15 protein-coding genes and 2 riboswitches are annotated in these 15,769 nt (G+C 29.8%); of the genes, 14 read left to right on the forward strand and 1 reads right to left on the reverse strand.

Going from position 1 to position 15,769, the window contains the following annotated elements; translation table 11 throughout:
• Positions 1-22: 22 nt before the first annotated feature.
• The 5 genes from J418_RS0110565 (at position 23) to J418_RS0110585 (ending at position 5,217) form a co-directional block, all read left to right on the forward strand.
• Entirely contained in the window at positions 23-928 is a 906-nt protein-coding gene (locus tag J418_RS0110565) for an ABC transporter permease (protein ID WP_017753037.1), read from the forward strand.
• The gene (locus J418_RS0110570) at positions 928-1,704 is read left to right on the forward strand and encodes an ABC transporter permease (protein WP_017753038.1); all 777 of its coding nucleotides are present in this window, start codon (positions 928-930) and stop codon (positions 1,702-1,704) included. Before J418_RS0110565 ends, J418_RS0110570 begins: the two co-directional genes overlap by 1 nt.
• A gap of 135 nt (positions 1,705-1,839) precedes the next feature.
• Entirely contained in the window at positions 1,840-3,048 is a 1,209-nt protein-coding gene (locus J418_RS0110575) for a PucR family transcriptional regulator (protein ID WP_017753039.1), read from the forward strand.
• A 197-nt stretch (positions 3,049-3,245) separates the two neighbouring features.
• Positions 3,246-4,625, forward strand: a complete 1,380-nt coding sequence (gabT, locus tag J418_RS0110580; RefSeq protein WP_017753040.1) for a 4-aminobutyrate--2-oxoglutarate transaminase — start codon at positions 3,246-3,248, stop codon at positions 4,623-4,625.
• A 61-nt stretch (positions 4,626-4,686) separates the two neighbouring features.
• The gene (locus J418_RS0110585) at positions 4,687-5,217 is read left to right on the forward strand and encodes a phosphatase PAP2 family protein (protein WP_023625168.1); all 531 of its coding nucleotides are present in this window, start codon (positions 4,687-4,689) and stop codon (positions 5,215-5,217) included.
• 71 nt (positions 5,218-5,288) lie between these two features.
• Here the strand turns inward: J418_RS0110585 and J418_RS0110590 are convergent, their stop codons facing one another.
• Positions 5,289-5,903, reverse strand: a complete 615-nt coding sequence (locus tag J418_RS0110590; protein ID WP_017895550.1) for a histidine phosphatase family protein — start codon at positions 5,901-5,903, stop codon at positions 5,289-5,291.
• 181 nt (positions 5,904-6,084) lie between these two features.
• Positions 6,085-6,189: riboswitch (SAM riboswitch) on the forward strand.
• Between the two features lie 258 nt (positions 6,190-6,447).
• On the opposite strand from J418_RS0110590, the gene J418_RS0110595 reads away from it, so the two are divergent.
• The 9 genes from J418_RS0110595 to J418_RS0110635 form a co-directional block, all read left to right on the forward strand.
• Positions 6,448-7,521: an ROK family protein gene (locus tag J418_RS0110595; protein WP_017753043.1), complete on the forward strand. Its 1,074-nt coding sequence runs from the start codon at positions 6,448-6,450 to the stop codon at positions 7,519-7,521.
• 10 nt (positions 7,522-7,531) lie between these two features.
• Positions 7,532-7,747 (forward strand): sulfur carrier protein ThiS, encoded by a 216-nt coding sequence (thiS, locus tag J418_RS0110600; RefSeq protein WP_017753044.1) that lies wholly within the window; start codon positions 7,532-7,534, stop codon positions 7,745-7,747.
• A complete protein-coding gene (locus J418_RS0110605; RefSeq protein ID WP_017753045.1) occupies positions 7,737-8,567 on the forward strand; it encodes a HesA/MoeB/ThiF family protein in 831 nt (276 codons plus the stop codon). Before thiS ends, J418_RS0110605 begins: the two co-directional genes overlap by 11 nt.
• Before the next feature lie 6 nt (positions 8,568-8,573).
• On the forward strand, positions 8,574-8,984 hold the full coding sequence (locus tag J418_RS0110610) for a M67 family metallopeptidase (protein ID WP_017753046.1): 411 nt from the start codon (positions 8,574-8,576) through the stop codon (positions 8,982-8,984).
• Between the two features lie 27 nt (positions 8,985-9,011).
• The gene (locus tag J418_RS0110615) at positions 9,012-11,330 is read left to right on the forward strand and encodes a sulfurtransferase TusA family protein (RefSeq protein ID WP_017895551.1); all 2,319 of its coding nucleotides are present in this window, start codon (positions 9,012-9,014) and stop codon (positions 11,328-11,330) included.
• Between the two features lie 65 nt (positions 11,331-11,395).
• Entirely contained in the window at positions 11,396-12,625 is a 1,230-nt protein-coding gene (locus J418_RS0110620; RefSeq protein WP_017895552.1) for an O-acetylhomoserine aminocarboxypropyltransferase/cysteine synthase family protein, read from the forward strand.
• Between the two features lie 418 nt (positions 12,626-13,043).
• Positions 13,044-13,856 carry an adenosylmethionine decarboxylase gene (gene speD, locus J418_RS0110625; RefSeq protein ID WP_182915970.1) on the forward strand — a complete coding sequence of 271 codons (813 nt, stop codon included), beginning with the start codon at positions 13,044-13,046 and terminating at the stop codon, positions 13,854-13,856.
• A gap of 14 nt (positions 13,857-13,870) precedes the next feature.
• The gene (speE, locus tag J418_RS0110630; RefSeq protein WP_017752392.1) at positions 13,871-14,743 is read left to right on the forward strand and encodes a polyamine aminopropyltransferase; all 873 of its coding nucleotides are present in this window, start codon (positions 13,871-13,873) and stop codon (positions 14,741-14,743) included.
• A 133-nt stretch (positions 14,744-14,876) separates the two neighbouring features.
• Positions 14,877-14,981, forward strand: a riboswitch (SAM riboswitch).
• Between the two features lie 100 nt (positions 14,982-15,081).
• Positions 15,082-15,769, forward strand: a 688-nt coding sequence (locus tag J418_RS0110635; RefSeq protein WP_017895553.1) for an aminotransferase class V-fold PLP-dependent enzyme, incomplete at its 3' end; no start/stop codon positions are given.

Raw genomic sequence — 15,769 nt, forward strand, 5'->3', positions numbered from 1 at the left:
TAAGATTGGGAGGTATAAAAATATGATGAATGAAAATTTAAATAAACAGGAATTGATGTTGGAAAATGGCTCAACTAAGAATAAGCTTTATAGTTTGCTTGATCCAAAATATATATTGATTTTATTGCCTTTGCTTTTTGTTGTAGCCTTTGCATTTATCCCTATGATAAAATTGTTTAAATTAAGTTTTATAGATCAGAATGGATTTACATTACAATATTTATCGCAAGTTTTCACACAGAAAATTTATATGCAAGTAATATTACTTACTTTAAAAACAGGAGTTATTGTAACCGTACTATCAATTATTTTATCTTATCCCGTAGCTTACTTTATTGTTAAAACAAAATCCGTCAGAGCTAAAAAGGTAGTTCTTTTAATTATTATGATACCTTTCTGGATAAGCTTACTAGTACGTACTTTTTCATGGATAATAATTTTACAAGATCAAGGTATATTAAATACATTATTAATTCATATTGGATTAATAAATAAGCCATTACATTTATTATATAATACTAAATCTGTGACAATTGGTATGGTACATGTTCTATTCCCTTTTATGGTACTAAATATATATTCATCTATGGAAAATATAGATATGCAATTGGTGCAGGTAGCACAAATTATGGGGGCTAAGCCTATTAAAGCTTTTTGGCAGGTGTTTTTCCCATTATCTATTCCAGGAATTTTATCTGGATCAATACTTGTATTTGTTTTATCCTTAGGATATTTTATTACTCCATCTCTGTTGGGAGGTTCACAAAATATGCTGATTTCTACTCTTATACAAAATAATATAAGTGCTACATTGAACTGGCCTTTGGCTGCATCACTTGCATTAGTACTTTTTATTATTACTATGGCACTTTTAATAGTATTGGGTTTAATAATGAAAAGAAATCATATGATAGGAGATGAATCATAATGTGGCTCCCTATAATTGTAGTTTTTGTACTATTTTTTCTTATAGCACCTGTGTTTGTTTTAATACCATTGTCATTTACTTCGTTAAGCTATTTTAAATTTCCACCACCAAGTTTTTCAACACAATGGTATCATGCATTTTTCAATAACAGTCAATGGATAGAGTGTTTTGTTAGAAGTTTAGGTGTAGCTGCTCTAACAGTAATATTGTCACTTATTATAGGAACTATGGCAGCTGCTGCTGTTACAAGGCTTAAATTTAAGTATAAAGATATTTTCATGGCATTTATGGTTATGCCAATGGTTATTCCTGTTATCATAGTTAGTATAGCATTGTATAATACATTTTCACCATTGAGATTAACTGATACTATACCAGGAATAGTACTATCACATACTTTGCTGGCTATACCTATGGTATTTGTAACTGTAATGACAGGTTTAAAAACAGTGGATAGAAATACTGAATTAGCAGCAATGGGTCTGGGTTCTAGGTCCATTAATGTGTTTTTCAGCATTACATTGCCTCAAATCAAGGCGTCTATATTATCTGCTGCAATATTTGCGTTTAGTACATCAATTGATGAGGTAACTGTTACTATGTTTATAGCTGGTGCTAATACCAAGACATTACCAGTGGCTATGTGGGAAAGTATGAGGAATAATATAACTCCAGATATAGCTGCAGTGTCTACTATATTAATTGCTATTACTCTAGTTATGATTGCTGTACAGGGACTTGTAAAAGGTAGAACAGCGAAAATAAAACAAAGTTGAAAATAATAAAATAAAAATAGATATCTCAAATTTTATTTTGGGGTATCTATTTTTATTATATTAAAGAATAAATTTGTAAAAATTTATATTATAATTGAATCATAACTATAAAATATTTGGAGATGTTTAATAATTATGATAATTAATTGTGGAAATATAAAAACTTTGAATTATGCAAATAAATTAAAATTGGTGGCGGGAAAGAATGGATTGGATAGGGTAATAAAGTGGGTGCATTTTATGGAGAATCCCGAATATATAGATTGGTTAAAAGGAGGAGAATTAATTCTCATAACAGGAGTCCTTATGGATATGGACCAAGATATGAATACACTTTTAAAGCTTATTACAGATTTAAATTTTAAAAATGCATCTGGGCTTGTAATAAATATAGGACCTTATATTGATAAGACTCCTTTAGAAGCTATTAAACTTGCAGATTCTTTGGATTTTCCTATATTTGAGCTTCCTTTTGAATTAAGATTAATTGATATAAGTCAGAGTATATGTAAGGCAATTTTCCTGAATAGAATAGAGCAGGAATCAATGAACAGTTTTATGAAAAATATATTATCCGGTGATCTAGAATGTAATGAAGAAACTGTAAATAGGGCTATGTTCTATGGATATAATTCGAGTAAGCGGTATTGTTCATTTGTAGTGAGTGTAAATAATTTCACAAAGTTTGCTATGAATAATGGTATATGGGACGAAGAAATTGTATTTAGAACTGTGCAGCAAATCAATCAGGTCATAGTAAATATTATGAACAGATATAATGAAAATACGATTCGTATATCTGAAAACAATATTATTATTATTATGATACCTGTGGAGCAGGAAATAGAAAAGAAAATGAATAATATTGCAGAAGAAATAATAAAAAATATACATTCTAGGATAAAAGGACTAAAAATAAGCATTGGTATTGGAACTTACTGCAGTGAATTAGGAAAGTTTAAAGAAAGTATTGATAATGCTAAAAAGGCATTGAAAATTTTGAAAGTTACAAAAGATAAAAGTTATATATGCAATTATAATGATATTGGTGTATATAGATTATTGTTTGAAATAGACAACATGCAGGAAATGAAAAAATTTTATTATGAGGTACTTGGAAAACTAGTTGAATATGATAAGAAAAATACTACAAAGTTGGTAAGGACCTTAAACGAATATATTAAGCAAAATTGTAATTTGATTAAAACTGCAAATGTACTTTTTATTCATAAGAATACATTAAAATATAGAATTAAAAGAATAGAGGAGATATTGGACTGTGATCTCAAAGATATGGAGAATTTATTAAACTTTAGTATTGCTTTTAAAATTAAAAACTTATAATGTGTACTTAAAATACAAATAAGAGTGCTTATAATTGTATCTTTTACATATACAAATATTATTGATAATATGATAAATTATATATAAATTAGTTGATAAATTAATAAATTATTAATTAATTTAATGAAATTAATTTAATTATTATTGCTATTCATTATGAAATAATTATTATAAATATAATATTTGGAGGGATTGATATGATTAAAGAAAATAGTGCTAAGATTGTAACTGAAATTCCTGGACCTAAATCAAAAGAGCTTATTTCAAAACGACAAAAATATGTAGCTAAGGGAGTTGGATGTTCTGCACCTATATTTGTAGATGAGGCTAAAGGTGCTCTTATAAAAGATATAGATGGAAATGTATTTGTTGATTTTGCAGGAGCTATAGGAGTGCAAAATATTGGACATAGAGATGATGGAGTTGTAGAAGCTGTAAAGGCTCAACTTGATAAATATATTCATCCAAGTTTTCATGTGAATATGTATGAACCTTATATTAATTTGGCAGAAAAACTTGTGGAAGTTACACCTGGAGATTATGCTAAAAAAGCCATGTTTGCTAATAGTGGAGCTGAAGCAGTTGAAAATGCAATCAAAATAGCAAGAGCATATACAAAAAAAGCTGGAGTTATTTCGCTTCAAGGTTCTTTTCATGGTAGGACTAACATGACTATGTCAATAACAAGTAAATATAAACCTTATAAAAATGGCTTTGGCCCATTTTCAACAGAAACATATAAAACGGATGCAGCATATTGTTACAGATGTCCACTTGGATGTAAATATCCTGAATGTGGAATTGCATGCGCTGAAAAACTCAGAACAATGCTAAAGACGGTAATATCAAGTGATATGATAGCTTGTTTAATAGCAGAACCAGTACAGGGAGAAGGGGGGTTTGTAGTACCTCCAAAAGAGTATTTTAAAATACTTCAGGAAATATGTAATGAAAATGGTATAGTGTTTATTATAGATGAAGTACAAGCAGGTTTTGCTAGAACGGGTAAATTATTTGCTCATGAACATTTTGACGTAGAGGCAGATATCGTAACAATGTCCAAGTCTATTGCAAATGGAATTCCATTGAGTGCAGTTGTAGGAAAAGCTGAAATTATGGATGCAGCCTGTGTAGGAGGCATTGGAGGAACTTATGGAGGAAGTCCACTTGGATGTGTAGCAGCACTTAAAGTTATAGAAAAAATAAAAAATGATAAGCTTTGTGATAAATCTAGGAAAATGGGAGAATATATAATTAAAAGGCTTAATGCCATGAAAGAAAAGTATGATGTAATAGGAGATGTAAGAGGACTTGGTTCAATGATTGGCCTGGAATTTGTAAAAGATAGAGTTACAAAGGAACCTTATGGAGAACTTGTAAAGCAAATTACAGAATATTGTTTTAAACATGGAGTAATATTCTTAAATGCAGGATTATTTGGAAATGTAGTTAGATTCTTACCACCACTTGTAATTACAAAAGAACAGCTGGATTATGGATTGAATGTATTAGATAAAGCCATTGACATATCATTATGTAAACAGAATTCTCCAGTAAAGAAGAAAATTGTTTTTTAAACGTAATTGATGTATAATTTCCCTTATAATTAAACATATAAATGAAGGGAAATAATTGTATATGACATTTTTTATACATCAGTTTGATAATAGTATATTACAATTCATACAGAATAATATGCATGGATATATTATGGACAAACTAATGATTTTGGTGACATCTCTTGGAGACATGGGTATTATATGGATAGCGATAGCTATTCTATTAATAGCAAATAAAAAATATAGACATATAGGGTATATGACTGTAATGGCTATAATTTTAGGAGCTGTATTTGGAGAAGTTATATTAAAACACATATTTCAAAGACCAAGACCATTTATTGCTGTACACACATTAAATGTGCTGATTTCAAAACCAACATCATCATCTTTCCCATCAGGACATACCACGGCAGCTTTTGCAGCTGCAGGTATACTATCTGAATGTTTTAAAAAATATGGGGCGGCATTTTGGATACTAGCAGTTTTAATAGCCTTTTCAAGACTATATTTGTATATGCATTATCCCACAGATGTGATGGGCGGTATAGCATTGGGATTGATATGCAGCAGATTGACTTTTTATATATTTAAAAGATATGAATATTAATGTATTTTATGTTTTTTAGATGCTTAGAAACTATAAATATAGAACATATCTATATTTATAGTTTTAACTAATTATTTAAGCAAATGTGAAGTATCATTTATGGTAAGTATTACAGGATTTAAATTATCATCAAAAAGTATTTTTGACACAGATGTATTTAAAAGTATGATTTTATGATACATAGTGAGCTTCCAATCAAATAATCCAGTTAATCCCGCTTTTATAATACCACCATGAGCAACCATAGCAATTTTTTTGCCTCTATGTTCTTTTACAATGGATAATATAGCATTTTTAGCTCTAAAGCAAGCATTCTTGAGACTTAGTTCTCCACCGCATAAAGGTCCCTCTATATCGTCTGTTCTCCAAGCTTTATATTCTTCCTTATAGTTACGTAAAATTTCTTTTGTAGTTAATCCTTCCCATTTTCCATAGTTGATTTCGTGTAAATCATTTACTATTAAAGGTTTTTTCCCAGTTCCATTAGCTATTATTGAGGCAGTTTTTTTAGCACGTTTTAAAGGACTTGAGTATATATAATCAAAGTCTCCATTTAGTTTTTTACCCAAATATTCAGCTTGCTCTACTCCCTTTGATGCTAATTCTATGTCTGAACACCCCTGAAATTTACCTAATTTATTCCATTTAGTTTCTCCATGCCTTATTAATAGTAATTCAGTCTCCATTAGCTATCTCCCATAATAATTTTTTATATAAACTAAAAATATTTATATATAAATATTAAAATATTTAACTTGTCAAGTCAATAAAATGTTATAGAAAAGTATATGTAAAAGATTATTGGATAATTTTTTATATTGAAAATTTAATTGAAATATGGTAAAGTTAAGATAACTAAATACGGAATTCTTATCAAGAGAGGTAGAGGGATTGGCCCTATGATACCCGGCAACCTGAGTAAGTTTATTCAACGGTGCTAATTCCAGCAGGTATATACCTGAAAGATGAGAGAGTACAATAAAAAAGCTTTCTTGTAATTTTAGTCAGGAAAGCTTTTTTGAATTTTAGGTTACTTGATTTTTAGTTGTAATAAAATGATAGTTTGTAAATTACTTTATTAAGTTTTATTTTACAGTCTTTTTACCATAATGGTTAAAAGTTTAGGGAAGGTGTGGTTGAAAAATAAATGTCAATTGTAATTGTGACTTATTTAGCAGTCTGAGTACTGAAGGTAAAAGAATATTTAGTTTACTTCAAAAAAAAGGTTCTATGACAAAAAATGAAATTTCATTTGCAACAAAAATGAAATTGACATCCCTAAACCGTGTAATGAAACCTCTTGAGCAAAATAATATGGTAATTAAATATCTTATGGGGGATTCTACAGGAGGAAGACGACCTGTATTGTATAATATAAATCTATGTGCCTCATATATAATAGGATTGGATATATATAATAATTATGTAAAAATTGTATTTAGTAATTTAAAAATTGATATAGTATGTAAGGAAGTATTTAAAATAGAATATAAAGATAATCCTGATAAGATTACAAGAAAAATATTGGAAACTATAGACAAGATGGTTTTAAATCTAAGTTTTGATTATCTGAGTCTTATTGGTATAGGAATATCAGTTGTTGATGCTACTGATTTAAAAAATATATCTATAAAAAATATTCTGCAAAAAAAGTTGGATTGTCCAGTTATATTAGAAAACAGAGCAATTTCATCTGTTGTTTTGGAATATTTTTATAAATTTAATTGTGCATTTAAAAATATAGGTTATTTTAACTGTGAGTCCAAAATTACAACTGGAATAATCTTATCAGGGAAAATTTTGAGAACTTTTAATAGTGGACAAGACGCATTTGAAAATATGATTGTGGATATCAACGAGTGTTTACATAGCTCAAATGGATGTATTCAAACTTATTCATCTACCGATGCTTTAGTAAAAAGATTTATTGCCAGAATAAGTAAAGGTGGCACTACAATTATAAATAAATCTTTAAGTAATATAGATTATAAAGATATATGTATTGCAGCTGAACAAAATGATGATCTTTCAATAAGTATAATAAAAGAAGCAGCAATAGCATTTGGAATAGGATTGATTAATTACATACAATTGCTGGACTTAAAAGTCGTAATATTAACTGGAGATTTACCCAAAAACTCCAAAATGTTTTATGATATATGTATTAAAATGGTGTCTGAAAAGTTACATTTGGATAAAGGTACAAAAGTTATTTTTAAAAAGAAAGAATATTTTGCAGAAGATACCGCAGCCATAGGTGCTGCTGCCGTAATAATGGAAAAATATTTAGATAACTATAATTAGGAGGAAAATTATGAATATAAAAGTAAATGGAGAAGACAAAGATATAAAGGATGGAGTAACAATAACTGAAATTTTGAAAATTGAAAATGTAGAGATGCCAGATATGGTTTCAGTTCAATTAAATGATGAATTTGTAGACAGAGATAAATTTTCTGATACTGCATTAAAAGAAAATGATAAGATAGATTTCTTGTATTTTATGGGAGGTGGAACTTTTGGACTTTAATGAAGAACAAATAGAAAGATATTCAAGACATATAATATTATCCGAAGTTGGAGTAGAAGGACAGGAAAAACTTTTGAATTCCAAGATTCTCGTAATTGGTACTGGTGGATTGGGTGCTCCTGCTGCTATGTATCTGGCTGCTGCCGGTGTAGGAACTATAGGGCTTGTAGATGGAGATGTAGTTGATCTTTCTAATCTACAAAGACAGATAATACATCAGACAAAAGATGTAAACAAACCTAAAGTTAAATCAGGAAAAGAAACAATAAATGAATTGAATCCAGATGTAAATGTAATTACCTACAATGAAATTGCAGATTCTACGAATATAATGGATATTATAAAGGATAAAGATTATGATTTTATAATAGATGGAACAGATAATTTTCCAGCAAAATTTCTTATAAATGATGCTTGTGTTCTTGCCAAAAAACCATTCTCACATGGAGGAATAATAAGATTTCAGGGACAGTTAACTACATATATACCTGACAATGGAACACCTTGTTATAGATGTATATTTCAATCACCACCACCAGCTGGTGTTGTGCCAACTTGTAGAGAGGCAGGTGTCTTAGGTGTAATGGGAGGAGTAATAGGATCTCTTCAGGCTACAGAAGCACTCAAATACATTCTAGGCCTTGGAGACAGTTTGGCAGGATATCTTTTAACTTATAATGCATTGACTATGCAGTTTAGAAAGATAAAGGTTTCTAAAAATAAAAAATGCGGTATATGCGGTGAACATCCTACTATAACAAATCTTATAGATTATGAACAAGCTGCTTGTGATCTGAAAACAGGAAATTTAAAAGGGTGATATAATATGATTTATATAAATAGATTGAAATACGAGAAAATTGTGGATCAGGCAAGAAGAGAAATTCCTGATGAGTGTTGTGGATATCTAGGAGGCAAAAAATCTGGAGAGGATATTTTTATAAAAAAAGTATATCCTTTGACAAATATAGATCATAGTAATGAACATTTCTCTATGGATCCAAAAGAACAGTTCAATACTATAAAAACTATAAGAAATGAAGGACTTGTAATGATAGGAAATTATCATTCTCATCCAGAATCTCCTTCTAGACCATCTGAGGAGGACAAAAGGCTTGCTTTTGATCCAAGCATACTGTATGGAATACTATCACTTGAAAAGGAAGAACCTGTGTTTAACCTATTTAAAATAGACAGGGACAAAAATGTGGAAAAGCTTAAGTATGAAATTGTTTAAGTAAATTGTTGGGAGTGATTGATATTTATGATAGATATAAGTCAAGAAAACTATAAAGCTATAGAAGATATAGGAGAAAAGTCAAAGCAGTATGCAGAGGGAAGTATAAATCCTGTAAGATTTAAGGCTTTCAGAGTATCTATGGGATTTTATGAACAGAGGAAAAAAGAAACTTATATGTTGAGAACTAGAGTGCCGGGTGGAGTAATAAATTTAAAACAATTTCAGGTTATAAGTGAACTTGGAAGAAAATATGCTGATGGTAAAGTAAGATTTACTTCAAGACAGGATATACAGTTTCACAGTGTAAATTTAGAGGATGCATATCCAATAATGAAATCTCTTATAGAAGTTGGAATAATTACAAAGGGAACAGGTGGAAATACTGTAAGAAACATTGAGTGTTCACCACTTTCAGGGGTTTCATTAGATGATGTGTTTGATGTAACACCTTATATGAAGGCTGCTACCAATTATTTAATAAAAGATCCTACCACAATGAATATGCCAAGAAAGTATAAAATAGCTTTTTCAAATAGTGGAGTTGATACTGGCAATGCTACAATTTCTGATCTTGGATTCATAGCTAAGATTGTAGATGGAAAAAGAGGTTTTGAACTGTATGGTGGTGGTGGATTTGGTGGAAGTCCACAGGTATCTTTAAAACTTAAAGACTTCATACCTGACAAAGATATTTTATATTATATTCAGGGCATGAAGAACCTGTTTGAAGCTGAAGGAGATAGAACCAACAAGCATAAGGCACGAATAAGATTTATAGTTAAAAGACTTGGAAAAGAAAAGTTTATTGAAAGATTTAATGAAGAAGTAAATAAATTAAAAGCAGAGTCAAAACTTGATATAAATGTAAATCCGGATGAATTTATAGTAAATAAATCAGCTGAAATAGTAGAAAAAGCTGAAGTGTCAAAAGATCTTGAAAATATATTGTTCCCACAAAAGCAAGCAGGGTATTATTCCGTTTACGTACACCCACAAAGTGGAAATTTAAATGTAGATAATCTTGACAAAGTACTTAATTTTATTGACAAACTTAACTATGATATATCCATAAGAACAACTAATACTCAGGGCTTTATTGTAAGAGATTTAAAAGAAAATGATGCCCAAAAACTACTTGATATAATCAAAGAATTTACGTCTATATATAATATAGATAATTCTTTAACTTGTGTAGGTGCGTCAACATGCCAGCTTGGCCTTTGCCTTTCACAAAATCTTTTGATAGGAATAAAAGCTGAGTTTAAATCTGTTGACAAAAATGTGAAAGAAGCCCTTCCAAGATTATATATATCAGGATGTCCTAATTCATGTGCTCAGCATGAAAAAGGTCAGATAGGTTTGCACGGAAGAGCAAAAAGAACACAAAATGGCCTTATACCAATGTATTCTGTATCCTTTGGAGGAAGAATAGGCTCTGGTGGAGCAAAAATGGGCGAAGAGTACGGAGATATTCCAGCAAAGAAGATACCTGAATTTCTACATAAACTAGCATATCTAAAAGCGGATTCAGGTTATGAAGACTTTTATGAATTCTTAGATAATAAGAATGATGATATAAAAGAATTAGTTAGTAAATATACTGATATAGAGAAATTTGCAGGGGATTCAGATATTTATTTTGATTTTGGTTCATGTGAGCGATTTTCATTAAAAGGCAGAGGACCTGGGGAATGCAGCAGCGGAGTAATGGATGTAATCAAACTGGATTTATCAAATGCAGGATCTTCACTTGAAAAATACAAACAGACTAAAAAGGATTCAGATTTGTATTCTTCAGCAGTTTCCTCAGCGAGAACACTTCTAGTATTAAGAGGAGTAGATACGAATAAGGATAGAGAGATATTCAAAGAATTTGAAAAGAATTTTGTGGATCCTGGCTATGTAAAGTCATCAATTAAGAAGTTGTTTGAAAGCCTTATAGATTATAAACTTGGGGATTTAGCTAATATATCTGATAAATTGCCTGAAGTTGAATATTTGTTTAAAAAAGTAGAAGCTATGTACAAATCACTGGACGGAAAACTTGAAATAACACTTCCCAAAGAAGAAGTTGTAGATTCTAAAGCTGATGATAAAGAAGATAATAATGAAAAAGACGGATATAAGGTTATTGATTTTAGAGGGGTAAAATGTCCTATAAATTTTGTAAAAGTCAAAATTGAGCTATCCAAGATTAAATCTGGTGAAAAAAGGGGATTTTATCTAGATGATGGAGATCCAATAAAAAATGTTCCCGAAAGTGTTAGAAAAGAGGGTCATAAAATAATTTCAATAGATACAAATTATGAAGGCTATAATTTGCTTGTTGTAGAGAAAAAATAGAAGTTAGTTGAGAAAGATGGAATAAATTTAATTTGTTCCATCTTTAAATAGATTGAGGTGAAAATATGAAGTTTAATACTAAACTTATACATGGAAATGCAAGATTGGATGGAACAGGTGCTACTAATACTCCAGTATATCTTTCTAATGCATATGCTCACACAAGTGCAGAAAAACTTGAAAAGATATTTCAGGGAAAGGATATGGGGTATGCATATACTAGAATATCAAATCCTACAGTTACTTCTTTTGAAAGAAGAATTGCAAGTATAGAAAATGGTATGGTTGCTACATCTGCATCATCTGGAATGAGTGCTATATATCTTGCTGTAATGAATATGGTAGAAAGTGGAGACGAAATAGTTTCCTCAAGCGGTTTATATGGAGGCACTTATACTCTTATGAGAAATTTAAAATCCATTGGGGTAAAAGTTCATTTTCTTGAAAATATAAATCCGGATACTTTGAAATCCGTGATAAATAAAAAAACAAAATTGGTTTTTGCAGAAACTATTGGAAATCCAAGACTTGATGTCTTGGATATAGGAGCTGTATCAAAATTCTGTAAAGATAATAATATTGTTCTTATTATAGATTCCACAATGACCACTCCTTATCTCATAAAACCACTGGAATATGGTGCTGATATTGTAATACATTCTACTTCTAAGTATATAAATGGAACTTCTAATTCTATAGGTGGAATTATAGTAGATAGTGGAAGCAGCAAGTATACAGATCCACGATACGAAAACTTTTTGCCTTATACAAAGAAATATGGTAAAATGGCGTTTACTGCTAAGTTAAAAGATACAATAGGTAGAGATGTTGGACCGGCACTTTCACCTTTTAATGCATTTTTAAATCTTACAGGAGTGGAAACACTATCTCTTAGAATGAAAGAGCACTGTAAAAATGCACTGGGCATTGCTAAATATTTAAGTAATAATGATAAGATAGTGGATGTAAACTATCCAGGACTTGAGAGCTCAAGGTATTATGATTTAGCTCAAAAGTATTACAAAAATGGATCTGGTGGCATACTAACATTTAGACTTGGAAGTAAAGAAAATGCATTTAAATTTTTGAACAATTTAAAATTGATATTGGATCTTACAAATATAGGTGATACTAAATCAATTATAATTCATCCTTCATCTACAATATGTTCTAATAATACTGATGAAGAAAAGCGACAGATGGGAGTATATGAAGATCTTTTAAGATTATCTGTAGGTATAGAGGATGTGGAAGATATAATAGCAGATATTGACAGCGCTTTGAAAGAACTTTAATTTTTATTTACAATTTCAAAGAACAGTAAAAATGAAGTTAAAAGGGAATGATCATATATTAACGGAGATAAAATCAATATATTAGATTTGTCACAGTAAGATTTTTAACACAATGGTACAATTTTGTACTTATTGTGTTGAAGGTCTTTATTTTCTCTCAAATAATTTTATTAGTTAAATTTTTTAATTTTATATATTGTAAGAAATATTAAATGGCTGTATAATTTTAATGTCGTATTGAATTTTCATATCCAAAATACAATTTTAATAATAGCAATTGTATAATCCCTGAAATTTTATTAAATAATTATATATACAAACTTAAATATATAAAGTGTATGCTTAAATTTTAAATGCGTAAAATTAAAATTTTTATAATTGTTAAATTGGAATTCTGCATGAAAGAGATGAGAATTATATTATGAATAATCTAAAAAACAAACTAAAACTTTATGGATTTAATAATCTTACAAAAACCTTGAGTTTTAATATTTATGATGTATGCTATACTAGATCTGAAGAAGAAAGAAAGCAGTATATAGATTATATAGATGAACAGTATAACTCTGACAGACTTACAGAAATTTTAAAAAATGTAACTGAAATAGTTGGAGCAAGTGTATTAAATGTGGCAAAACAGGACTATGATCCTCAAGGAGCAAGTGTAACTATTCTTATTTCAGAAGAGGAGATTCCTATATATATGATTGATAATAGTTGTAATAAAGGAATCCTAACTCCTCCTAGAAAAAATATTGTTTCTCATCTTGATAAAAGTCATGTTACAGTACATACATATCCTGAAAGTCATCCTCAGAATAATGTTGCAACTTTTCGTGTGGACATAGATGTATCAACATGTGGAAAGATATCCCCATTAAATGCACTTAATTATTTAATTGAAAGTTTTGATTCAGATGTTATAACTATAGACTATAGAGTTAGAGGATTTACCAGGGACATATATGGAGAAAAGCATTTCATAGATCATGACATAAGTTCTATTCAGGATTTTATATCTCAAGATATTCTTGATAAATATCATCTTATAGATATGAACATATATCAATCAAATATATTTCATACAAAGATGAGAATAAATGAATTGAATCTTACTAAATATTTGTTTGATACTAAAAATGGTAATGTTTCCAATAAAGAAAAAACAGATATTCTGAATAAGCTTGAAAGAGAAATTAATGAAATTTTTTATGGAATAAATATAAAATAAACAGGAGGCATTTTATGAATAACAGTGAATTACCTAAGTATTTCAAGTTTGATAAAGATGAAATTTGGTTTGAAGAATTTGAAGTGGAAAAGAAAACTATGAAGATTACTTACAAATTGAATAAAATACTTTCTTATTGTACATCAAAATATCAGGAAATTGCTTTAATTGATACTAATGCATTTGGACCATGTCTGGTTTTAGATGGAATAATGCAGTCTACTACAAAAGATGGATTTATATACAATGAGATGATAACTCATATACCAATGCTTACTCATAAAAAACCCAAAAGAGCTTTAGTAATAGGCGGAGGGGATTGTGGGGCGGTTAGAGAACTTTCCAAGTATAGAGAACTGGATTCTATAGATATGGTAGAATTAGATGAAGTTGTAACAAGAGAATGTATAAAGTTTCTTCCTGAAATAAGTGGTGGAGAAAATTTTGATAGTAGAGTAAATTTTAAATTTGGTGATGGAGTGGAATATGTAAAAAATGTTTCTCAAAAATATGATGTTATATCTATAGATTCGCCAGATCCTGAAAGTTATGCCAAGGATTTATTTGGAGAAGAATTTTATAGAAATGTAAAAAAATCTTTGAATGATGATGGAGTCATGGTATGCCAGAGTGAATCTCCAATGCTTCATATGGATATAATAAACAATACAAGAGAGATATTGAAAGATAATTTTAATATAGTAAGAACTTATGTTGCTTTTGTTCCAAGTTATCCAGGTGGACTTTGGAGTTTTACTATAGCTTCTGATGTATATGATCCTTTAAATCTGGATCAAAATAGACTTCCGGACACTACAAGATACATAACAAGGGAGATTGCCAAGTCTTGTTTCAATCTTCCTAATTTTATAAATAATCTTAAATAAGATATCAAATATGGTACGATATTTCAAATATTATAAGAAGATTTTCTACTGATATATTTTGAAAGTCCATTGACAAATTAGTTAAAAGACTGTATATTATATTTAACTTAATTACTAATAATTAAATATAGATTTCTTATCAAGAGAGGCGGAGGGACTGGCCCTATGATGCCCGGCAACCTGAATATAGAATATTCATTGGTGCTAATTCCAGCAGGGGAAACCTGATAGATGAGATACAAGAGGATATTACTTCCTGCAGTTTCTCTGCAGGAAGTTTTTATATATCTATATTACAAGTGTTATAAAATACATAATTAAATGAAGGAGAGATTAATATGAGCGAAGAGAGAAAATTGTCATTTGAGACATTACAGGTACATGCAGGGCAGGTTCCTGATCCGGCAACAGGAGCAAGAGCAGTTCCAATATATCAGACTACTTCCTATGTTTTTAAGGATGCAGATGAGGCAGCAGACTTTTTTCAATTAAAAAGACCAGGAAATGTATATGGAAGAATAATGAACCCTACTGAAGATGTTTTTGAAAAAAGAGTTGCAGAGCTTGAAGGGGGAGCTGCGGGACTGGCTACTGCTTCAGGGCTTGCAGCAATATTTTATTCAATACTCAATGTAGCAAGTGCAGGGGACAATATAGTATCTGCAAGTACTCTTTACGGTGGAACATATGAATTGTTTTCAGTAACATTGAAAAAATTAGGTATAAGTGTGACTTTTGTAGATCCAGATGATCCTGAAAATATAAGAAAGGCTATAACTGACAAAACAAAAGCAGTATATGCAGAAACAATAGGAAATCCAAAAATAAATGTACTTGATATAGAAAAAGTAGCAAACATTGCACATGAAAATAAAATACCACTTATCATAGATAATACATTTGCAACTCCATATTTGGTAAGACCAATAGAATACGGTGCAGATGTAGTTGTACACTCTGCTACCAAGTTTATTGGAGGGCATGGAACTACACTTGGTGGAATTATAGTAGACGGTGGAAAGTTTG

It is taken from the genome of Clostridium tyrobutyricum DSM 2637 = ATCC 25755 = JCM 11008, assembly GCF_000359585.1.
In the GTDB taxonomy this organism is placed as follows: Bacteria; Bacillota; Clostridia; order Clostridiales; family Clostridiaceae; genus Clostridium_B; species Clostridium_B tyrobutyricum.